Source organism: Desulfotomaculum sp. OF05-3 (genome assembly GCF_003435535.1).
Taxonomy (GTDB): Bacteria; Bacillota; Clostridia; order Lachnospirales; family Lachnospiraceae; genus Pilosibacter; species Pilosibacter fragilis.
The window spans coordinates 1-19,273 of sequence record NZ_QWGO01000046.1 but is presented as its reverse complement, the minus strand read 5'-3'; the positions used below and the strand labels follow the sequence as shown (position 1 = coordinate 19,273).

General features: G+C 51.4%; 23 protein-coding genes and 1 pseudogene. All 24 read right to left on the bottom strand.

Annotation, left to right across the window (positions count from 1 at the left end; translation table 11 throughout):
* Positions 1 to 120: 120 nt before the first annotated feature.
* Entirely contained in the window at positions 121 to 1,629 is a 1,509-nt protein-coding gene (locus DXA87_RS16060) for a recombinase family protein (protein WP_107001168.1), read from the bottom strand.
* Positions 1,630 to 2,029: 400 nt separating this feature from the next.
* Positions 2,030 to 2,230 (bottom strand): hypothetical protein, encoded by a 201-nt coding sequence (locus DXA87_RS16055; RefSeq protein ID WP_107001169.1) that lies wholly within the window; start codon positions 2,228 to 2,230, stop codon positions 2,030 to 2,032.
* A gap of 490 nt (positions 2,231 to 2,720) precedes the next feature.
* Positions 2,721 to 3,143: a sigma factor-like helix-turn-helix DNA-binding protein gene (locus DXA87_RS16050; RefSeq protein WP_107001170.1), complete on the bottom strand. Its 423-nt coding sequence runs from the start codon at positions 3,141 to 3,143 to the stop codon at positions 2,721 to 2,723.
* 808 nt (positions 3,144 to 3,951) lie between these two features.
* Positions 3,952 to 4,488: a hypothetical protein gene (locus tag DXA87_RS16045; RefSeq protein ID WP_107001171.1), complete on the bottom strand. Its 537-nt coding sequence runs from the start codon at positions 4,486 to 4,488 to the stop codon at positions 3,952 to 3,954.
* Between the two features lie 635 nt (positions 4,489 to 5,123).
* Positions 5,124 to 6,539: a relaxase/mobilization nuclease domain-containing protein gene (locus tag DXA87_RS16040; protein WP_107001172.1), complete on the bottom strand. Its 1,416-nt coding sequence runs from the start codon at positions 6,537 to 6,539 to the stop codon at positions 5,124 to 5,126.
* A gap of 79 nt (positions 6,540 to 6,618) precedes the next feature.
* Entirely contained in the window at positions 6,619 to 6,909 is a 291-nt protein-coding gene (locus tag DXA87_RS16035) for a CD1845 family protein (RefSeq protein ID WP_023042378.1), read from the bottom strand.
* Positions 6,910 to 7,070: 161 nt separating this feature from the next.
* Positions 7,071 to 7,439 carry a VapD family protein gene (vapD, locus tag DXA87_RS16030; RefSeq protein ID WP_016306491.1) on the bottom strand — a complete coding sequence of 123 codons (369 nt, stop codon included), beginning with the start codon at positions 7,437 to 7,439 and terminating at the stop codon, positions 7,071 to 7,073.
* 3 nt (positions 7,440 to 7,442) lie between these two features.
* Positions 7,443 to 7,781 (bottom strand): hypothetical protein, encoded by a 339-nt coding sequence (locus tag DXA87_RS16025; protein ID WP_016306492.1) that lies wholly within the window; start codon positions 7,779 to 7,781, stop codon positions 7,443 to 7,445.
* 160 nt (positions 7,782 to 7,941) lie between these two features.
* Positions 7,942 to 8,283 (bottom strand): plasmid mobilization relaxosome protein MobC, encoded by a 342-nt coding sequence (gene mobC / locus DXA87_RS16020; protein WP_015553878.1) that lies wholly within the window; start codon positions 8,281 to 8,283, stop codon positions 7,942 to 7,944.
* The gene (locus tag DXA87_RS16015; protein WP_107001173.1) at positions 8,283 to 8,465 is read right to left on the bottom strand and encodes a DUF4316 domain-containing protein; all 183 of its coding nucleotides are present in this window, start codon (positions 8,463 to 8,465) and stop codon (positions 8,283 to 8,285) included. Before DXA87_RS16015 ends, mobC begins: the two co-directional genes overlap by 1 nt.
* A 12-nt stretch (positions 8,466 to 8,477) precedes the next feature.
* Positions 8,478 to 9,068, bottom strand: coding sequence for a hypothetical protein (locus DXA87_RS16010; protein WP_227589686.1), 591 nt, complete (start codon positions 9,066 to 9,068; stop codon positions 8,478 to 8,480).
* A gap of 132 nt (positions 9,069 to 9,200) precedes the next feature.
* Complete coding sequence (locus tag DXA87_RS16005) at positions 9,201 to 9,602, bottom strand: cysteine-rich VLP protein (RefSeq protein ID WP_050005650.1); 402 nt, start codon at positions 9,600 to 9,602, stop codon at positions 9,201 to 9,203.
* Positions 9,603 to 9,800, bottom strand: coding sequence for a hypothetical protein (locus DXA87_RS16000; RefSeq protein ID WP_005927616.1), 198 nt, complete (start codon positions 9,798 to 9,800; stop codon positions 9,603 to 9,605).
* Positions 9,797 to 10,444: a DUF4366 domain-containing protein gene (locus tag DXA87_RS15995; protein ID WP_107001175.1), complete on the bottom strand. Its 648-nt coding sequence runs from the start codon at positions 10,442 to 10,444 to the stop codon at positions 9,797 to 9,799. The genes DXA87_RS16000 and DXA87_RS15995 overlap by 4 nt, the downstream gene beginning before the upstream one ends.
* Positions 10,431 to 10,697 carry a DUF4315 family protein gene (locus tag DXA87_RS15990; protein WP_005927622.1) on the bottom strand — a complete coding sequence of 89 codons (267 nt, stop codon included), beginning with the start codon at positions 10,695 to 10,697 and terminating at the stop codon, positions 10,431 to 10,433. Before DXA87_RS15990 ends, DXA87_RS15995 begins: the two co-directional genes overlap by 14 nt.
* A gap of 22 nt (positions 10,698 to 10,719) precedes the next feature.
* Positions 10,720 to 12,387, bottom strand: coding sequence for a C40 family peptidase (locus DXA87_RS15985; RefSeq protein WP_107001176.1), 1,668 nt, complete (start codon positions 12,385 to 12,387; stop codon positions 10,720 to 10,722).
* A 279-nt stretch (positions 12,388 to 12,666) separates the two neighbouring features.
* Positions 12,667 to 15,060, bottom strand: coding sequence for a VirB4-like conjugal transfer ATPase, CD1110 family (locus tag DXA87_RS15975; RefSeq protein WP_348982247.1), 2,394 nt, complete (start codon positions 15,058 to 15,060; stop codon positions 12,667 to 12,669).
* Positions 15,014 to 15,400, bottom strand: coding sequence for a PrgI family protein (locus DXA87_RS15970; RefSeq protein WP_016306500.1), 387 nt, complete (start codon positions 15,398 to 15,400; stop codon positions 15,014 to 15,016). The genes DXA87_RS15975 and DXA87_RS15970 overlap by 47 nt, the downstream gene beginning before the upstream one ends.
* Positions 15,401 to 15,444: 44 nt before the next feature.
* Entirely contained in the window at positions 15,445 to 16,098 is a 654-nt protein-coding gene (locus DXA87_RS15965) for a hypothetical protein (RefSeq protein ID WP_107001178.1), read from the bottom strand.
* A gap of 9 nt (positions 16,099 to 16,107) precedes the next feature.
* Complete coding sequence (locus tag DXA87_RS15960; protein ID WP_227589684.1) at positions 16,108 to 16,530, bottom strand: SpoVG family protein; 423 nt, start codon at positions 16,528 to 16,530, stop codon at positions 16,108 to 16,110.
* Positions 16,531 to 16,572: 42 nt separating this feature from the next.
* Entirely contained in the window at positions 16,573 to 17,112 is a 540-nt protein-coding gene (locus DXA87_RS15955) for an MT-A70 family methyltransferase (RefSeq protein WP_107001180.1), read from the bottom strand.
* A gap of 41 nt (positions 17,113 to 17,153) precedes the next feature.
* A complete protein-coding gene (locus DXA87_RS15950) occupies positions 17,154 to 18,020 on the bottom strand; it encodes a VirB6/TrbL-like conjugal transfer protein, CD1112 family (protein ID WP_009901636.1) in 867 nt (288 codons plus the stop codon).
* 39 nt (positions 18,021 to 18,059) lie between these two features.
* Positions 18,060 to 18,275 carry a Maff2 family mobile element protein gene (locus tag DXA87_RS15945; RefSeq protein ID WP_016306504.1) on the bottom strand — a complete coding sequence of 72 codons (216 nt, stop codon included), beginning with the start codon at positions 18,273 to 18,275 and terminating at the stop codon, positions 18,060 to 18,062.
* A gap of 89 nt (positions 18,276 to 18,364) precedes the next feature.
* A pseudogene (locus tag DXA87_RS15940) lies at positions 18,365 to 19,243 on the bottom strand (VirD4-like conjugal transfer protein, CD1115 family); the annotation flags it as partial.
* Positions 19,244 to 19,273 lie beyond the last annotated feature (30 nt).

The following is a 19,273-nucleotide window of genomic DNA, read 5'->3' as shown; positions in this document are numbered from 1 at the left end:
GCAGGAACAAACGATCTGTCTTTTTGCACTCAAGCAACGGTGTACAAGGGGTACAAACAAGATTAAAAAGAAAAGATAGATTTGAAAGTAAGTAGAGTGGGATAATCCAGAAGTTAGAGCTTAGATTTTCCACTCTACTTGAACGTGGTCGCTAGTTGCGCTGATTGAAATAATCAGGCCGTCAACGGCTTTCCTTTTGTCGTCAAATTCAATGCTGTCCCAATGGTCGAGGTAATAAGAGAGTTCCTGCTCCTTTTGGGGTGACATTGTTTCAATGGACATTTCCGCAATCTCCTTTGAAATGGTCTGGCGGCGAGTGTCCAGTTCTTCAATTTTTTTGTTAGCATAGGCAAGAAGTGTTGCGTTGGCTCCGGTTAGCGTATCAAGTAGTTTTTCAATCTCGGCTTCAACTTGCGCCAGTTCAATTTGATGGGCGGTCAGTTTGGGATTGACTTTTTCCTCCCGGCTATGGCGGACTTGAAAATTTTTAAATCTCGCCCGCATAGCACTGAAAATAAATTCCTCAAATTCAGATTTACGGATTTTACCACAGCCCGGGCAGCCTTTATTTTCAGTCCGTTTACTACAGCGAAAATAGCCTTCGCTGTTCGGAACGTGTGTTGCCTTTAAGGCATATCCGCAACACCCGCATTTAACTTTTCCGGCAAGCCATGTATTTTTCGGCTTACGTCCTTGTTGAAAACTCTTATTTGTCATTAGCTTCTTCCTGCATTTCAGCCATACATCAGACGGTATGAGCGCTTCATGTGGAGCGATTACAAGTATCTGGTCTTTCAGGCTCCTGTCTTTATCCTCCTTCACGTCCCGGCCCTGATAGAGATAACAGCCATTGGTTCCGGCAAAATCGGAAGCGTCATTGACAATAGCCGCCCCCTGGCTTTTAAAAAATTCGTAGAGTTCTAAATCTGCTTGTGCGTAAACAGGATTTCTTAAAAGCTGTGAAATAAAGGTACGGAATAGCGATTTACCGTAAACTTTGATGTTCTGTTCCTCAAAGTACCGTGTAATGTCACCAAAAGACGTTTCCGGCTCGGAATACATTTCAAACATGAGCTTTACATATTGGGAAGTTTCGGGGTCTGCCACCATCTTTTTTGTGCGGATACCTTCAACCACTGTCGGCTCCAACTGATAACCATAGGGGGCCTGTCCGCTCATGTGAAAACCTTTCAGGCACCGGGAGTAGTAAGCGTCCGTGACGCGTTTCTGGATTGTCTCACGTTCAAGCTGTGCGAATACGATACAAATATTCAGCATGGCCCGCCCCATTGGGGTTGAGGTGTCGAACTTTTCTGTGGACGAAACAAACTCCACGTCATATTCCTGGAACAGCTCCATCATGTTTGCAAAGTCCAGAATGGAACGGCTGATTCTGTCCAGCTTATAAACGATTACCCGCCGCACCCGGCCCTTTCGGATTTCTCCTAACAGCTTTTGAAACTCCGGCCTGTCCGTATTCTTCCCGGAATAGCCTTTATCCTTGAATACTTTACAGCTTCCGCCTTTCAGCTCATACTTACAAAAATCAATCTGGCTTTCAATGCTGATACTGTCCTTACGGTCTACCGACTGTCTCGCGTATATACAATCTTCTCTGATAATGTCCATATTGGGCTCCTTCCGTATGGAATGGAGCTACCAACCTTACAATTATATTATACCATAGGCAGCCCCGGACAACAATGTTGCGGTTGATTAGTAAAATCTGTCCGTGTATTTACTGAACACATCATATAAGTGATTTTCGATTTCTCTTTTTCGCTTGTTCTTTTCATCCGGGGATAGTACCGGAATTAGATTTTCCAATACGATAAGTTTCCCTTGAAAATATACGGATTGTTTTTCGCTTTGGTATGTAACAGATTGAACCATCGAAAACCTCCACTTTTCAGTACGGATGAACAGCGGCCAGCTTCCCTCTTGTCTGCTGGGGAAACCTAAAAAAGCGGCTCCCTGGAAGGAACTGCCCTTTGAGCTTTCCCCAGCCTCGGGCCACGTTGGCCCGAAGCTAATAATCGCCGTTATAATATTTCTGTTCAGCCTCGTTGAGTGTGTATAAGTCAAACACTCCATAAAGCTGATTTACTACACGGCTAATATCTTTATGGGTGAATCCACAGTCCTGCATGGCCATAATCACATAGCCCCGGCAGGCGTCATTACTCCATATATTCAGCGTTAATTCTGGACTAGATATATTTTCCTTCATAAAATTCTCCTGTTCATAGAAAAATATGGGGCCCAGCCAGAACGGTTGCCCTATCATCAGACAGTAATAGAGGAAGGGCCCCACAGGTTAGAAAGTTTTTTCAGATAGACCGGACGGACAGTTGGCTTTTTGTCCCATAGCATTTCAGCTCTCCCCATTCTGATGGCAAGGCGATCTCATTACCTGCGACGGCTCACGGTTCGCAACACCGCTGCACGCTCGGATTGTGACTAATCGCAAGTATCCGGGTTTTGTGTTTTGTCCGGCAGACCTGCCACAGTCTGCCTACGGCATGGGCCTGGTCGCTCTCTCTAGTGTAAAAATAGAGGTCATGGCGGGCCTGTCACTGGACACAAGCACCCTTCGTATCCGTCTATCTTTTATTCAGTTTTCAATCTGCGTGAGGCGTGTCCCGCTTCGGGCCAATGTGGCCCGAGGCTTTGACTGCCTCTCATAAGCCATTTCATTTTTGAGGCGAAATCGGTACACCTTATAAAAATTTTTTTAAAATTTTTTCCAAGTTCCGAAGGCCGCGCTCAATGGCGAGCCGCACGACCTTTTCATCCACACCCTCGGCCCGGGCAATGTCTTGTTTCGTCAAGCCGAGAATGAAATGAGCGTAAATGCGCTTTGCCTGTTTGTCGGGCAGTCGTGAGATGGCGGTATAGAGTTCTTGTATCGTCACTTTACGCTCATACAGTTCATAGGGAGAGAACGCAACGAAAAGCGCCTCATGCTCAATTCCATCATTCCGATCCAGGGAGTAATAGGCTTTGTGCCGGTATGTACGCAGACGGTAAGCGGCTTCCTTCCGGTCAAACTCCTTGAACATTTCAACAACATCTTCTGGTACTTCCATAAAGTAGTCTGACGTATAAAAAGGGTAATAGTCCCGTAAATTTATAATAGCCATATTGAACCTCCGCTTTGTTTTGTGATGGATGGACAACAAAACAGAAGCGGCGGGGAGCGTATATGTAGGCTGAAATTTCTGAAATTTTCAAAAAATAACAGTGAAAAATCTATAAAATAGTAAAGATGGCTACTCGTTCTAAAAAAGCCTCGACAGCTTATCTCAAGACTGGCTCTGTTTCGATAGCAAATCCTGAAATAAGGTGTCGAACATAAAAAAAGCTCAAACAAATAACAGCTTGTTTGAGCCTTAAAAAAGTTTAAATTGGAATAAAACTCCTCCCATCTAGGAGGAGGTAAAGCAAAAGGGGCGTTGCTTCATCTATTTTTTCTCAATAATCTAACTCATGTTATTAGCAACCTCCGCGTAAAAATCTCGTAGTTCTTTTATTATCATATAATGTATTTTTTGCAAAATTTGTCGTAGATAGGAGGCAAAAATAAAAAAATAGAGTAGAGGATATGTTAATGGTTAACGTACCTCTACTCTATCTAATTGTTACTAAAAATTTTCTTTTAAAAAGGTTGTTACAAAACAGACTCAATTTACTATATATAGTATATGTCAATTATTAAATCTACCATATACAGAACATTACTTTTCTCTTTGCAACAACCCTTTTAAATTGTATAATTGCTTTCACTTAATCAGCATTATTTTTTATCTGATTGAATAGCCATCCTATAATTCGAGCTATACAGTATAAAACACCAAGTCCAAGGACGGAGCATACAACTAGAAAAAATATAGACATTGCCGACATATTTACATCAACACCTTTTTGAATAGGACTCTACTTATATTATTCTTAATTTAATACGGTAGAAACTTCTCCATTAAAAACTTCCGTTCTTAAAGCGAAAGAAAGTGTTCCTACTCCGCCGACTACATTTGCTCTCATAGAGCCAGTCACTTCGGCCGCTTTGCTTGAGGTAGATGTTGCACGGCCAATGGCTAAACTTTCATCTTCAACCGTTCCGCCAACACAGTAGGTATTTAAATCACGTGCATTAGAAATTTTCCACTGGCTACCACTCTTTGATAAGTCAAATCTGTAATCCATACCTGCGACACCCCAAAATGCATCCGATTTCCACGTTCCTTCAGTAGCAGGATCACGAGTTAAAGGAGGCGTATAGCTAAGTGTCACTGTTACCGGCTGACCGTCCTTCTCGAAATGTAATGTTTCCGAATAGGGCTGGCTTTCGTCAAAATTATTCAGATCGACACTGAATGTTTGTCTCTGTTCTGGAGAATCAGCAGCAAGAGCACTAAATGCGCTACCAACTACCATGAGACTCAGCGCTACCAACAGACCCAATGCCTTTTTCAAACCTTTCTTCATAAATGACCTCCTTGAGACTTTACCATAGTAACAAACTCAGATTTTTTAGCGCCCACCATTATGTAAGGCACTATTCTCTCAAATTCTCCTCCTCTATAGCCCCAATGGTATCCCTCCCTTTACTAATCGGTTATGAGCTTTTTATAACTAACTGTAGTATACCACAGAATCCCTATATATGCAATATAATCTAAAAATGGTAAATAAAACTTAATAAATTGTTAATTATCAACATATATCGTATATTTTTCTGATATAAAAACCGGGTATTCAAGTTTTGTGTTTTGATGTTTGAGTTAAAACGATAAAAAGAAAGAGAACTTGTTGATATAAAAAAAATATCATTCTTTTTGCATAAACATATAAAAACTCGAAAAGCGATTGATAAATCACCGAAAATTTGTGGCGAATTTTCTTAATATAGATATTTTAAGGAGGTATTGCGTAAAACAATAGATGTTGTATAAACTCAATAATCTTTTTTGCAGTATATTGCTAAATAGCTAAATGGCAAGCAATGCCTCTGTGGCCACAAGTGGCACAAAGGCTGCTTGTTGGGGCTCGCCCCAAACCCATATCTTCGGGCCAACATGGCCCGAAGTGTCAGCGTCGCTTTGCTCCTTATTTTCATAACCTTAACGCTCCTTTTCCTGCTTTCTTCCCGGCTCGGTGTAGCCCATCAGAGTGTCAATGTTCGCCTTGATTGTGACGATCTCCTGCATATCCCGTCGTGCCTTCTGGTATTCTCCATAGAGCTGTTTTTTCTTTGCTGTGAGCTTACGGCCTTCTTCCTTCAGCACATCCATTTTGGGGAGCTTTGCCCCGCCCAGCAGAGAGCGCATTTCCGCTTGTGCAACCCGGTACAGTTCAAGGTCGGCCTCATGCTCCGCAAGGAATTTCCTGCTGTACTTCGTCGCCTTATACTGCTCAAAGACTGGGCGGGTTTTGGCATACTGAACCGTTGCAGCCTTTAGCCCGGCATTGGTTTTCATAGCCTGTTCCGTCTGCTTGACCTGCTCGGAAATAGCATGGAAACGGTCTGCCGCCTCGGTGGCTTTCTGCGCCAACTGCTCATAATCGGTCAGGTTATTGTCCTGTATATAGGCAAGAGCGGCGGCCATCTGCTTAATGTTAAATACCTTCGCCCAGCGTTCATATCCAGGCCCCTTACCGGCAGCCAGCTTTGCTTGAATATCCACCGCCAGACTGATTTTCCGTTCCGAGCGCCCGGGGCGTTTTTCTTTGCCCTCAATGGCAGACAGAACATCTTGCAAGTCGTAGCCGTCTCCCAGCGTGGAAGCCCGCAGACGGGTAAAGCGTTCCTGTCCCTGCCCGGTCAGCCGGAAACTGATACCGCCGCCCCGAACCGTCTTGACCTCATATCCGGCCCGCTTCATCAGATTGAGAAATTCGTCCAGATCAGCGGGGCGTTCCGCCAGCGCAGTATCAATGGCAAGGCGCAGTCTGTCCTGATAGGAAAGCGGCCCTTTTCGTTCTTTCTGCCATTCTCCATAATTCCGATACTTGCCCTTGCTCCGGGGCTTCGGGTTCTCTACAATGGACAGCCCGTTTTCAAGGCACAGCCTGTCAGAGAGCCGCCGGAGGGCGAAGCTGGAGCCCCAAAAGTTTCGGAATTTCCGGGTGCAGTCAAGGGTGGTGGAGTTGTAATAAATGTGACAATGGATGTGCTGCTTATCGGTGTGCGTGGTAACGATAAAAGCGTGCCGCCCCTTTGTCCAGCGCATAGCCAGCTCATAGCCGATACGGTTCGCCTCCTTCGGGGTGATCTCGCCCGGATAGAAGGATTGTCGTATCTGATAGCACAGCACATCATTTTCTTTTTTCTGTTCCCGGCCCGTCATAGCGGCATAGCTGGCTTTTGCCAAAAGGAACTCGTCCGCCACGGTGGCCGGATCACATTCATAAGCGGAGATATACTTTCCTCTTTCTGTTTTCTCCGGGTCCTTGCCATAGTCCAGACAATCCCGGATTGCCTCGGCAATCGTTTCGCCTTCGCCCGCATGGCGCTGCAACAAAGTTGTGGTAGCCAGAAATCATCCCTCCTTTCCATGAGAAAAGGGCGGCCCATCCAGACCGCCCCGACTTCGGGCCAACATGGCCCGAGGCTGTTTAACTTGCCAGAAACCGGTACAGAGCGGATTTGCCTCCGTCCAGCGCCCAAAGAAGGGAGCCCGCCGCCGCTTGCAGTCCATACGGCGAAAGAAGGAAAGCGAGAAACAGAAATACAATCCCGCCTATGGGCGTCGGCGTGAAAAAGAGAGCGACACCCAGCACCACCAGAATCACAGAGGCAATCGTCAGCAGGACGGCACAAATATCAAACAGGAATACCAGCAGAGCCGCCAGAAGGGACAACGCTAAAGCAAAGGGAGCAACCAATATTTTCAGCAGTATCTTCATCTCCAAAACCTCCTTTATCTATCCTTCCTACCTCTATTTTATCATGCCTGCCCGGGGACATAAATGTTGCGAAAGATTAGTGAATCCTGTCCCAAACCTTCGGGCCATGATGGCCCGAAAACAGAAAAAGCAGGACACATTCATGTCCTGCCAAATTTCTGCTATTCTGTTTCCTGCTGCGGGCAATCGGGAACTGTCAGCAGCGAAGTGTCGATAACAATATCCTCTGCTGGTTTCAAGAGCTCTGTCAAATCGTGCTGCCGTCCCACGTTGGTCACATCAATTTTATTCACGCATATTCCAATCCACGGAAACTGTCTGCTTAATTCATCCATCAAGTCGTATATATCAGCAGTTGCCAGCTTATCATCCGATATGTAGCCGGAGCCTTGACGGTGAGAAAAACGATGCCGTTTGAAGAACCGGCGCAAGTCGTCATACGCCTGCCGGTAATTGGCTCCGGGGTAATGCTCTTTTAATTGATGGGTGTCCAGATCAAAATTTAAGGCTTTGAAATATTTTCTCTCCAAAACTCAAGCCCTCATTGCTGTTTTTTCCTGATAGTGGGTCAACAGATCTTCTTCATTGAAATCATCTGGACTGTCAGAATCGTCACTGTCACAAAGACGCCACACAGAAACATTATCCATGAACCATGTCTGCCGCTTCAAGGTATTGACGATCCGGCCGAACAGACTAAAATCCCTCGCTCTGCCGCAGTCACGGAATACCAAAGCGCCGGAACCATCCTCCATACGGGGAAGGCCCACGGTTTGGAATGTATGATTGATTGTGTTGTAAATGCCATCCAGCCGGTACTTATTTTCGGCTGTGATTTTATCATCATTCATGCGAATAACCATTTTCAGCATGGTATCAGCCTCCCTTCTTGAATTATTATATCATTATAGAGCTGGTTCTACAATCTTGAAAATCTGAATTTTTTATGACGGGCTTCGGGTCATGCTGGCCCGAAGTGGTAAAAAAAGAGCAGGGCGGCAAGCCCCACAACGGAAGCCTGCCGCCCTCGTCTTACTTTGCCACCAGCTCGGAAAGCTCCCGCAGCACTTTTGACACCTCGCCCCACAGCTTTTCATAGTCCCGCTTCAATCCGTCGATTTCCTCCGGGTACACGCCATAGGTGTGTGCGTGTACGGCGACCTGATTGAGATTGTTGGAACAGCGCCGTTGCAGAGAGATCAATTCTTTTACGGGCGCAAGGTCGATGTGCAGGATATACCCGTTCAGAGCCATTTTCCGTACATAGGCCCCGGCGTTGGAAATGCCCGCCTCGGCCATCCGTTCATGGATGGCTGCCAGCTCGTCCGGCGTTACCATGACGTGCAGATGGACATTCCGCTTGCGGTTCTCCATCATCGTTCCAGCTCCCGGCCTTTCCGGCGCTTTTTGGGTTCCTTTACCTTATCCAGCGGTTTTGCGTCCAGCTCCGGGGGCGTGGGTTGGATGGGCGTGTTGTTGGGTACGCCGTCAATCATGTTGCAGTTCTGCTCCGTGGAGAGCTCGGCGGTTTTCAGATAGTTGTCTTTTTCGTGCATGGCGATCCTCCTTTATCGTTCCTCATGGTTTTTATGGCTCCGCTTCTGGCCGGGCTCCTTCGGGGGTTCCTGCCCTCTGGTTCCTTCTTTGAGCCGGGCGGTAATGGATGAGCGCACCCGGTCAGGATTGCCCGGTGCTGGTTTCAGTTCATAATCCTCCATTTGCTTTTCGGTCAGCGGCTTTGTGTAGGTCAGTTCGCCCCATGCCATCAGCCTGCCGTCTGCCACAGGACGCCGCCTGTCATCGTCGTAGTTGACAATGGAAAGAGGCTGGTTATCCGGCGGCTTCGGGTAAGTTCCTATGTCCACGGGCCGCTGGGTGGAATAATAGCGGTAAACGCCTTCCGGTCCCAGCTCGGTATGCTTGACCGCCGCATGGTAAAGCTGCTGATAATCGTCCACCCGGCGGTCAAAATCCCGCTGCGCCCATGCCTGGCTGTTTCCATAGCGGCCCCAGTAGTAATCCCGATGGCCGTTTTCCCCCTCGGTAAACTGCCAGGTCACAAAGGGGCTCGGCGCTCCCGGATTATGCCCAAGCGCAAAGCCGTGTCCAGTTTCAAAGGTGGCAGCTTTCAAAATCACATATCCTTGTACTGTCTCCAAGAGATCCCTCCTTTCTGTGCCTCGGGCCAACATGACCCGAAGTGCTGGATGTTACGAAATAAGAGGGCAGACCGGGGAGGAATGTAATAAGATATTCCCACCCCGGAAACACCCTCAAAAAAGCCCGGAATGTCAAGCCTTTGGAGGCGGCAAATCGTAACAGCCGCCCGGCCTTTTCTCCCGCATTTTCCTCATGCGTTCCCGGCTTTTCCGGCGGTTCCCTTCGGCCTTGCAGGCGTCGGAACAGTAGGCTTGACGCCCCTCGGGCAAAAACGCCTTTCCGCAGACCGCACAGGCCCGCAGCTCCGGGGAGATGCCTTCCGTTGTCAGCGACGCTTGAAGCTCCGGGTTAAGAGGCAGGACAGCCTCACGGAAATAACGGCAGTACGCCCCTGTCCAGCACTTGTGCAGCATATAGCAGGCACAGTCAAGAGGAAGGCACAGGCCGCTTTCCCGGTCATAGTTGGCGCACATCCCCGTGACCAGAGTGCGGATTTTCTTCTTCTCGTCACGGGTCAGCTCCCGGGCGTCCATTTATGACTTCGGGCCACGATGGCCCGAAGGGCGGGGCTCCACGATCAGCGCCCGGAACTTCTTCCGGCACTGTTTTTTCTTTCCTTTGCACTCCTTGTAGTAACGGCATCCCTTACAAGGATCGTCATTGTCCCAGCCGGGGTGCGGTACTTCCTTCATCATTCGTTCAAAAGGGCTGCTTGTAAAATTCATTCTCATTCCTCCGTATCTTCCTCCCACGGCGGGGTATCTTCGTCCTCGGGTTCCTCTGCGATCTCCTCCAGCTCCCCGTCCTCATATTCGCAGTAATCATCCTCCAAATCCGGGGCCTCATGCTTCGGCTTGTAAATCTTGAAATAGTAACCAATCCCACCGCCGGCCAGCACCACCGCACCGATCAGGAGCAGAGAGAGAAGGGGGCTGTCCTTTTTCTCCGGCTCGGGTTCCGGTACTTCCTCCACAGGTTCGGTGGGCTTTGGCTCTGGCTCCGGGGTCACTTCTTGGGGCGGTTCCTTACCCTGTTCGGCAAGAGGCAGAAGGTCGTCTGTGGTAACGGTATTGAGGAAATAGACGTTCTCGCTGGTTTTCTGTTTGTCGATCACCAGATAAAACACGCTCTCGTCTGCGGTGGTGATGGTGTAGAACTCTTTACCGTCCTCGTCGGTGGCGTTGTCCACCACGGTTCCCGTCCCGTCCGGGGTAAAGGGGTTCTGGGTTTCCGGCTCCGCTTCGGTTTCCACCGGGGCGGGAGCTGTCTCCGGCTGCGGCTCGCTGCTCTGGGCGTAGGCCGGGACCGTAAAGATCAGGCAACACAAAAGGCTGGCAGCCATCGCCGCCAGCCTGCGGTATTTAGTTTTCTTCATGGGCTGTGTCCTCCTTTTCGGGTGCCTCCGGCTTCGGGTCAGTATGGCCCGAAGCGGTAAGGCTGTTTTTGGGGTCATTCAAAAAAGCCATAAGCTGGGCGGGGGTCAGTTTGAGCGAGCGCACCGCCTGCACGATCTGGCTGTTTTCTTCCTCCTGTTTCTGCTTTTCCAGCTCCCGGATTTTGGCCTGCCACTCGGCTGCCTTCTCCCGGGCTTTTTCCAGTTCCTTATCGAGCTTGTCGATCTTGTTCATGCAAGGACTCCTTTCCTCTGGCTCACAAACGCCCGAAGGCATAGAAATGTGTCTGCCAGTAGCTTGAATTGATGTTTGCGTATTGGATGGGCGAACCACAATGAAGCATCATCCCGTCGCCCACATAAATCCCCACATGGGACACAGGGCCGGGGCTGTCATAGGTTCCCGTGAAAAAGATAATGTCGCCGGGCTTTGCCTCGGAGGGAGAAATGATAGCGCACTGGTTGTAAATGCCCTGCGCCGTGGTACGGGGCAGGTTGTGGACGCCGCTGGCCGTGTACACCCAGCAGACAAAGCCCGAACAGTCAAAGGAGGTGGACGGGCTGGAGCCGCCCCACACATAGGGCCAGCCGATATACTTTGTGGCTTCTTCCATGAGCGCCGCAAAAGCCGGGTCATCCAGCGCCTCGCCGGGTATCTCATAGCTGGGGCCGGTATCTTCGCCGCCGTTGTAAATCCCTTCCCACAGATAGGGCTTGTTGCCTTTGAGCTGCTGCATAACGGTGTAGATTTCCCGCTGCTGTTCGTTAAGCCTCGGCAGGATCACGGCAGGCAGCGTCTTGTTTGTGAGGGTCACATTTAAGATGTAATACTCATAGGGGACTTCCTCGGTGGTGGTTTCCCCTGTCTCCGGGTCGGTGCTGGTTTCGGTGCGGTAGCGTATCTCGACTTCCTCCGTCAAGGTCAGTTCATACTGTGCCTCAAAGATCTCCCGCAGCTCGTCCTGCACCTGTTCCCGGAAATACACATGGTACTTTGCCGAGAGATAGGACGCCAGCTCATAGGGGTTATGGCCGATCTCGTCCACGGAATAGCGGTACTCGTCATAGCCGGGATGGGTGCTTTCGATGTTTGCCACCGTCTGCGCCAGCTCGTTTTCCAGCGCCGTGTAGTCCTCGTCTACGCCCAGCAGGTCCGTATCCTCCGAGGCGTAGGAGGTGCCGGATAACGCATTGGCAAGGCCGCTGCCAAGCGTGGGGAAGATGGAGCTTACCGCCGACACAAGAAAACAGAGCAGCAACAGCAGGAGCAGGACCAGCACCGCCACGGGATGACGGGTCACAAACTGCGCCGCCCGCCGGGTCGCAGTTCCCGAAGCGGCAGCGGTTTTCTTTGCGGCCTTTGCGCCCTGTTTTGCAGCCGCCTTTGCTTCTTTGGAATACCGGCGTTTCAGTTTCCATTTCTGCTGCACACGGGAAAGCGGATTGCTGGCAAGCTCCGGGTGCTCGGAGGCCATCTTCTGAAAATCCATATTGGCCCGGGCTTTTATGTCCTTCCGTTCCCACTTTGCCACCTTCCGGGCCGGGTGTTCCTGCCAGCGGCGTTTGGCATACCGGGTCAGTTTCCGGGCTCCGGCCTCGGCCACAAGTTCCGACTTATGGGCTCCTTCCACACCCACATTTTCATGCTCGACTTCGTGGATCTTGTTGTGGACATAGAACCATGCTTCTGTACGGGCTCCCCGGACTGCCTTTTTTGCAAGCCCCGGCGGTTTCTTCGCTGCCCGTTTTGCCTCGGTCTTGTCCAGTTTCTCCCGAGCCTTTCCCAGCTTTTTCCCGGCGTGTTCCGCTTTTGCCTGTGCTTTCTGGTACTTGTCCTTTTTGCTCCCGGCATTCTCTGCGGAGCCCTCCGGCTCCTGTGCCTTGCTGGTATCCTGCGGCCCGCCCGCTTCATCCTCCTGCCTCATGCGGTCAGAGGGACGGCTTTTGCGGCTGTCCTCTTGAAACTTGCCGCTTTTGGACTTCGGGCCATCGTGGCCCGAAGGGCTGTCCTGCCCGGTATCCTCGTCCTCAAACCGCAGGCGTCGGGATGGTGCAGGGGAAGGCCCTTCCCGTTCCGCCGGTCCGGGGCGATTGCCCCCGGTATCCTCCGTCGGCCCCGGCCTTTGAAAACTCCGTTTGTCCGGTTTCTTTCCGATGATGTATCCCTCCTTTCCAAACCTCGGGCCAGCATGGCCCGAAGTGTGTTATGCCCGGTTCATTTCCTGTTTTTTGTCCTCCGGGCGGGTGGTCATAATGGCGTACAGCTCGGTGTTCTGCGGGAAGCGGTCAACAAACGGGATGGTGGTGTTCCCGAAGAACAGCAGCCCTTCGCCGGAATTGGTATGGGTCACATAGGAAAGCTGGTGGGGGCTGATCCCAAGCTGTTTGGCTAAAATCTGCCGGTCCCCCTGTGCCTGCGAGAGCAGCACAAGGAAGTCCGAGTTTTCAAAGATGTTCTCGATCTCCGGGCTTGCCAGAAAATCCTTTACGTTCTGCGTTAAAGCACTCGGAACGCACCCTTTTTTCCGCAGCATTTTCCAGATCGCTACACAATAGCTTGCCGTCAGACGGTCACGGAGCAGCACATGAAATTCGTCAAAGTAGCACCATGTAGCGATACCGCGGAGGAAATTCATGGACACCTGCGAGTTTACCAAGTCCTGCATAATGAGCATGGCAATCGTCCGAAGCCCGGCTCCCAGCTTTTTTAAGTCAAGGCATACCAGACGGCGGTTTAAGTCCACGTTGGTTTCATGGTTGAACACGTTAAGGGAACCGGACACATAGATTTCAAGAGCCGTCGCCAGCCGCACCGCCTCGCCCTCCGGCTGGGAACAGAGCAGGTCATACAGGGTTTGGAGGGTCGGCATTTTGCTTGTTTCCGGGTCCTGCAAGTGTTCCCGGTACATCTGGCGCACACAGCGGTCAATGACGGTACGCTCCACCGGCTGCAAGCCGTCCTTGCCGCCAACGATCAGCTCCATCAGCGACAGGATAAAGTCGGCTTTCAGCGCCATCGGGTTTTCCTCGTCGAAGCTCAAATCAATGTCCATCGGATTGATGTGGTGGGGGCTGTCCGGGGCGATCTCGATGACCTGTCCGCCCAGCCGCCTGATAAGGGGCGAATATTCGCCCATCGGGTCCACCACGATAATGCGGTCTTTTGTGGCAAGGAACACATTCACAAGCTCCCGCTTTGCGGCAAAGGATTTGCCGGAGCCAGGCACGCCGAGGAACAGGCCGTTGGGGTTTTTGAGCTTTTTCCGGTTCGCCATGATGACGTTATGGGAAAGTGCGTTGAGCCCGTAATAGACGGCTTCGCCATCCATGCGGAGCTCCTGCGTCATAAAGGGAACGAAAATGGCCGTGGAGCTGGTCGTCATGCCGCGCTTGATCTCAATGCCGTTATGGCCCAGCGGAAGGCTGGAAAGAAAACCGTCCTCCTGCTGGAAGTCCAGCCGCTTCAAGGTGCAGTTGTATTTCTGGACGATACCGGACACCGTGAACAGGTCATTGTCCAGCTCCCGGCGGGTCGGAGCCATGTTTACCACAAGGAAGGTCAGCAGGAACATTCTTTCATTCCGGCTCTGTAAATCTTCCAGAAGGGTCTTTGCGTCGTTGCTGTATGTTACGAGGTCGGGCGGAAGTATGTCCATGTCGTACCCTGACCGGGCTGCCTTCTTTTGTTCCTCCACCTTCATCTTGTCAATGTCGGAGACTTTGGCCTTGATGGATTTTACGGCGGCGGCCTGATCAACGGTCTGGATATGGAGGGTGATGGTCATTTCCGCATCCATTTCCAAAAGCTCCGCCAGCAGCTTGTCCGAGAGCTCCGAGGCCAAAATCTGCAAGTAGGAGGCAGCGCCCCAAGTCGTCCCCACCCGGAACAGTCGGCTGAAACGAAAATCGAAACTGTCCGGGGCGATAAAGTCTTTGGTGGAAAGCCCGGTTTTGGGGATCATATCCCATGAAAACCGGAAGGGGGAGCCGCTGCCGGGGTGGAGCTGCCCGTGAAGAAGCTCCAGCCGTTCCAGCCCTGAAAGGGAGCGGCACTTGACGCCCAGCTTTTTGAAGTTCCCGCAAATGTCCGCCTCTACACGTTCCAGCCTTGCCCTGGCGGTGGAAAGGTCGTCCACGTTCACGCCGAAGGTCAGGAGCTTTGTGCGGACAATGCCGTTGTTGCTTTTGGCGATCTGGTTTTCCAGCATTTCCACATACTCACACCGGACGCTGTTGTAATCGTCATCCTGCATGGGGATGTTCACGCTGTACCGGCTGCCCGGGCGGCTTCGGTGGTTGAGGAAGGAAAGCTGGAACGGAAGGCTGCTGTCAAAGTAGTTGAGGCAGGCGCTCCACCCGTCAAAGATGGCCGCCTGATCTTCGGACTGTGCGAGCTGGTAGTTGATGTCCTCGTATTCAATGGTTTTGGTGTAATAGCGGTCCGTTACCCGGCACACCCCATCCCGGTACATTTCCCGGTAAGGGAGGGTCTGCTGGGCGGTGGTGGGAATGTTCTTTCCCTTTGTGAACAGGCCGGTAAGGCCCTGCTTTTCAGGCTTTCTGCCTGCGGGCTTTCCGGCCCTTCTGCTGTTTTGCAATCGGCTGCGCCTCCTTTCTGGCGCTAAGCAGCGCATAGAAGTTTTCGGTTTTGTAAGGCCGCACCCGGGGATAGAGGAACCGGGTGCGGATGATGTTTTTCAGCACTTTTTCCAATGGCAGGCCGTCCCGCTCATACATAGCCAGAAAGAAGAACGGGAGCATGAGGCCGATCATTAGGAACATGGCGGCGCTGTTCCCGATACTGTCACGGGAAAGCAGGTAGGCCGGGAGCCCCACCGCCGCTGCGCCGGAAAAACAAACAAGCTGGCGCTTCGTCAGATTGAAGGCCAGCTTTGTCTTAATTTTGGAAAGGTCTTTTGGTACTGGCACATAGGCCATTTGGGTACACCTCCTTTACTGCTTCGGGCCAGCATGGCCCGAGGTCATCTTGCGGCCTCTTTGGCCGGGGCTGTACTGCGGGCGGCTTCGGCGGCCTTACGTCCGCTCTGCCTTGCCCGCCAGTATTCGGGATTATACTGCCGGATGGACTGGTTGAGGTTTTCTTCAAACTGCCCTTTGTCCTTAATGCGGTCAGGTATGTTCCACAGCTTTTTGTCCAACAGTTCCCGGAGCACCACACTTTCCTGCGCGTCCTCCTCATAGCAGATATAGCCCTTATCCTTGAAGCCGCACTTTTTCGCTGCTGGGGAGAGGACGGCGGCTACCTCGTTTGCCACCATCGTTCCGCCGTGGCTGGCGGTAGATACCAGAAACACCCCTGGACAGAGGGTTTCACAGCTCTGCACATCACCCCACGGGGAACTTTTCGGCGCATGGAACATTCCGCCCGTCCGGCTCCGGTCCGCCTGCATGAGCGCCGCCTTTTCCAATATGGCGCGAAGTTCCGGGGAAAAGTAGGCGTATTCCCGCAGGACACGGGCGGCCTCCCCGCCGCAGGCGTTCATCAACAGGGTATAGGCATCGCTGTCCGCTTTGGTACAGCGGCCCAGCAGTTTTCCGTCGTAATAGCAGGCCGCGTCATAGCCCGTCCGTTTGCGTGGCATGGTTCCCGCCTCCTTTCTGCTTCGGGCCAGCATGGCCCGAGGTCAACGCTCTGCGCTGCGGCTGGGCTTTTCCTTCGGAGGCCGTTCTGCCTTTGCCTGTTCGGCAGCCGCTTTTCCGGCTTTGAGCTGGTCGCTGATGGATGCACGCCCCACAGAGCCACGCTCCGCCATCTGTTCCAGCTTTGCCTCATAGGCTTGCAGAACAGCGGTGTTGAGCTGTTCCCGGAACTCCTTTGTGACAGGGTAGGCCATATCCCGGTAGCCGCCTTTGCCGTCTGGCTGGCTGGGCATCCCAAGAAAGAGCCCCTTGCTGCCCTGTACGATTTTCAGATTTTCCACCACAAAGCAGTCATTGAATTTCACGCTGGCAAAGCCCATGAGGTTTTTCACAGGTTCGATGACCCGCACGCTTACATCCAGCTTTATAGGGGCAGCTGGTGTTCCGCCCGCATTTTTTTCCTGCATGGATTTCTCCTTTCCGCTTCGGGTCAGCATGACCCGAAGCTGTTACAAGTTTACAGTGCTTTCAACTTCGTTTCCCCACACGTCCCATCCGGGCTTTTTTTCTCTGGCGAACAATTCCACTCGTGGTATATCGCCCATCAGTTCTACAATTTTCCGCCTGGCCTCGTCCGGCTTTTTACTGTGGCGCTCTATCGGGGAAACAATAAGCTGGTGAACACCGGTAGACTTACGCTTCGGATGTCCTTTTACTGCTAAAAGACAAATTTCTGCATTGCCTCTGGTCCAATACCCCAGACCGTAAAACCATGAGTAGGAGCGCCGGTTCCTCTTTATCCATACAAAAGCCACAGAACGATAAGAAAAGCCCCATGCTTTAATGACCTTTAAGGCTTCCGGCAGTTGTGGGAATGTTGCCCACAGAAACAAAACGCTGTCTTTTGCAGCCAAGTCGGCCACTGGAAGGGAACAAATTTCTTCAATACTCATAGTGGGATAATGAAGCTCTGCTGATCCCTGCCTGTTTTTCTGCTCATACCGCCACGGTGGATCTGCATAGATTATCGAAAATTTTTCTTTCGGCATGATCCTCCTTTCCGCTTCGGGTCAGCATGGCCCGAAGTCTCTTAATGGCAGCCGAAGATGGATTTTGCAAGACTGCCTGTTTTGAATAAGGTAAAACACAGCAGCACCGTATATCCCACGCAGCCCCAGATCGCCCCGATGGGGTCGCCGTCGGTGGCGATACTCTGGATCAGCACCGCATAGATTGCGACACAGACTAAGATCAACAGACCTTGAAAGCCCACCGCAAAGAGGGAGCGGAAATAGTTCTGCCCCATGTGTCCGGTTTCCCTGTTGGGGACTGTGGCAAACGGGATAGGCGCTAAACTTGTGAGTAAATAGATTTCAGTCATACGGCCATATACGATGACGAAGATCACGATATTTAAGGCAATCATGGTAAGCTGGATCAGGAAGGATTGTAGCCAGAGTCCGAACAGAGGACCCAACTCCATCGCTTCAAGTTCTGTCCGTAGACTGTCCAGCACATCCGGCGTGATCTCTGTCCCGTTCTGGATAATGCCCGCTGACTGCTGTATCACATGCTGGCTCACATCAAAGACCGCCAGCACGATATTGAAGGTATTCGTCAGGATCATCACAGCCACAAAGGTTTTGAACACCCACTTAAAAAACATCCATGTGTCAACTTCATGGAGGTTGTTGCGTTCTATGAGCATCTGTATCAGCTCATAGGTCATTACAAAAGTGAGGATGACCCCGGCGATTGGCAGGATGGCAGTTTCAGAGATCTGTCGTATCATGGAAAAGACCCCGGCGTTCCAGTCCGCCGGGGTCGTGCCGACCTGTGTGGCGATCTCGCCAACGCTCTGATTGACGTTATCGAAAAGGCCGTCCAGATTTCCCATGATACCATCGACGAGCAGACCTTTCAGCCATTCAACGATTGCGTCGATGATAAAGTCCATACATCAGCTCCTTCTGGAAAAAGGGACAACGGGTGACACTTAGCTGAACAGACCGGACAGCAGAGGGATAAGCTGAAGGCCGATCAGAACGACACCGCCGCCAGCCATGAGCTGCTTAATGCCCTGTGATTTTGCCGCAGGGTTGTCCGACCCGTAACCTTCCAGAAGGTTGATGACACCCCACACCGCCAGACCGGCGCCAAGAGCCATGACCAGAATTTTAAGAATGTCGATTGCCTGATTGAAAAATTCCATATACGTTCCTCCATTTTGTTTGTTTGATGGTTTTGGGTACAAAAAAAGCCGCCCACATCGGCGGCGCTTCGGGTCATCATGGCCCGAAGTTACACGAACTCGTCGCTGTCCAGATCATCGAAGTTCAACAGGTCAGCTTCTTCGTCCGTGTCGGAGCCGTCCACTTCGTACACCGTGTATTCGTCCTCCGGCTTTAGTCTCAATGGCCGGTGGCGGAACAGGCTTTCCAAGCGGAAGGCGTTTTTCTTTTTATCAAATTCGGCTGTGTACTTGTAATTCGGGTGCTTTTTCAAGTCATACTTCGGGGACAGGAAGGGCGGGAGCCCCCGAAGCTGCAAGATACATTTATCCCCGGGCATGGTGGTGATCTCGCTGGTAGTCATCAGCTCCCGGCCAAGCCGCTGCATATTCTGGCTGTAACTTTCAGACTGCCCCCGGCTCCGGCCTTCGGTCTGCATGGAGATGGTGGCCTTGCCCAGCCAGTTTTCCGAAATATCCTTTAGGGTGGAAGCCTCCCGGCCTCCGAGGAACACGATACTGTCCATGTTGCCCATGATGGTTTCAGAATGGTCCTTGTACAATGCCTTGCACTGGCTCATAGCCTGATAAAAGAGTGTCAGGCTGATCTCACGGGAACGGATGACAGCCACAATTTTCTCCAGCCCCGGCACCTGCCCGGTGTTGGCAGCCTCGTCCCACAGCACCCGCACATGGTAGGGCAGACGCCCGCCATAGGTATTGTCAGCCCGTTCACACAGAAGGTTGAACATCTGCGAAAAAGCGAGGGCAACCAAAAAGTTGTAGGTGGTGTCCGTGTCGCTGATAAGGAAGAACAGCGCTGATTTTTCATCCCCCAGCTTATCAAGCTCCAGTTCGTCATAGGACATGATCTCCCGAAGCTGGGGAATGTCAAAGGGGGCAAGTCTGGCTCCGCAGCTAATCAGTATGCTTTTAGCTGTCTTGCCAGAGACAAATTGTCAAGGACTTTTTCATCAAAT

Excerpts from the sequence above, each read along its gene's own strand:
- DXA87_RS15970 (WP_016306500.1), bottom strand. The coding sequence starts at position 15,400 with ATGGCCTATGTGCCAGTACCAAAAGACCTTTCCAAAATTAAGACAAAG.
- DXA87_RS15965 (WP_107001178.1), bottom strand. The coding sequence starts at position 16,098 with ATGCTGGCCCGAAGCAGAAAGGAGGCGGGAACCATGCCACGCAAACGG.
- DXA87_RS16055 (WP_107001169.1), bottom strand. The coding sequence starts at position 2,230 with ATGAAGGAAAATATATCTAGTCCAGAATTAACGCTGAATATATGGAGT.
- DXA87_RS15985 (WP_107001176.1), bottom strand. The coding sequence starts at position 12,387 with ATGAGGCAGGAGGATGAAGCGGGCGGGCCGCAGGATACCAGCAAGGCA.
- DXA87_RS16035 (WP_023042378.1), bottom strand. The coding sequence starts at position 6,909 with ATGAAGATACTGCTGAAAATATTGGTTGCTCCCTTTGCTTTAGCGTTG.
- DXA87_RS15950 (WP_009901636.1), bottom strand. The coding sequence starts at position 18,020 with ATGGACTTTATCATCGACGCAATCGTTGAATGGCTGAAAGGTCTGCTC.
- DXA87_RS15955 (WP_107001180.1), bottom strand. The coding sequence starts at position 17,112 with ATGCCGAAAGAAAAATTTTCGATAATCTATGCAGATCCACCGTGGCGG.
- DXA87_RS15960 (WP_227589684.1), bottom strand. The coding sequence starts at position 16,530 with ATGCAGGAAAAAAATGCGGGCGGAACACCAGCTGCCCCTATAAAGCTG.
- DXA87_RS16050 (WP_107001170.1), bottom strand. The coding sequence starts at position 3,143 with ATGGCTATTATAAATTTACGGGACTATTACCCTTTTTATACGTCAGAC.
- DXA87_RS15945 (WP_016306504.1), bottom strand. The coding sequence starts at position 18,275 with ATGGAATTTTTCAATCAGGCAATCGACATTCTTAAAATTCTGGTCATG.
- DXA87_RS16005 (WP_050005650.1), bottom strand. The coding sequence starts at position 9,602 with ATGGACGCCCGGGAGCTGACCCGTGACGAGAAGAAGAAAATCCGCACT.
- DXA87_RS16000 (WP_005927616.1), bottom strand. The coding sequence starts at position 9,800 with ATGAGAATGAATTTTACAAGCAGCCCTTTTGAACGAATGATGAAGGAA.
- DXA87_RS16025 (WP_016306492.1), bottom strand. The coding sequence starts at position 7,781 with ATGCTGAAAATGGTTATTCGCATGAATGATGATAAAATCACAGCCGAA.
- DXA87_RS16015 (WP_107001173.1), bottom strand. The coding sequence starts at position 8,465 with ATGCACGAAAAAGACAACTATCTGAAAACCGCCGAGCTCTCCACGGAG.
- DXA87_RS16045 (WP_107001171.1), bottom strand. The coding sequence starts at position 4,488 with ATGAAGAAAGGTTTGAAAAAGGCATTGGGTCTGTTGGTAGCGCTGAGT.
- DXA87_RS16060 (WP_107001168.1), bottom strand. The coding sequence starts at position 1,629 with ATGGACATTATCAGAGAAGATTGTATATACGCGAGACAGTCGGTAGAC.
- mobC (WP_015553878.1), bottom strand. The coding sequence starts at position 8,283 with ATGGAGAACCGCAAGCGGAATGTCCATCTGCACGTCATGGTAACGCCG.
- DXA87_RS15990 (WP_005927622.1), bottom strand. The coding sequence starts at position 10,697 with ATGAACAAGATCGACAAGCTCGATAAGGAACTGGAAAAAGCCCGGGAG.
- DXA87_RS15995 (WP_107001175.1), bottom strand. The coding sequence starts at position 10,444 with ATGAAGAAAACTAAATACCGCAGGCTGGCGGCGATGGCTGCCAGCCTT.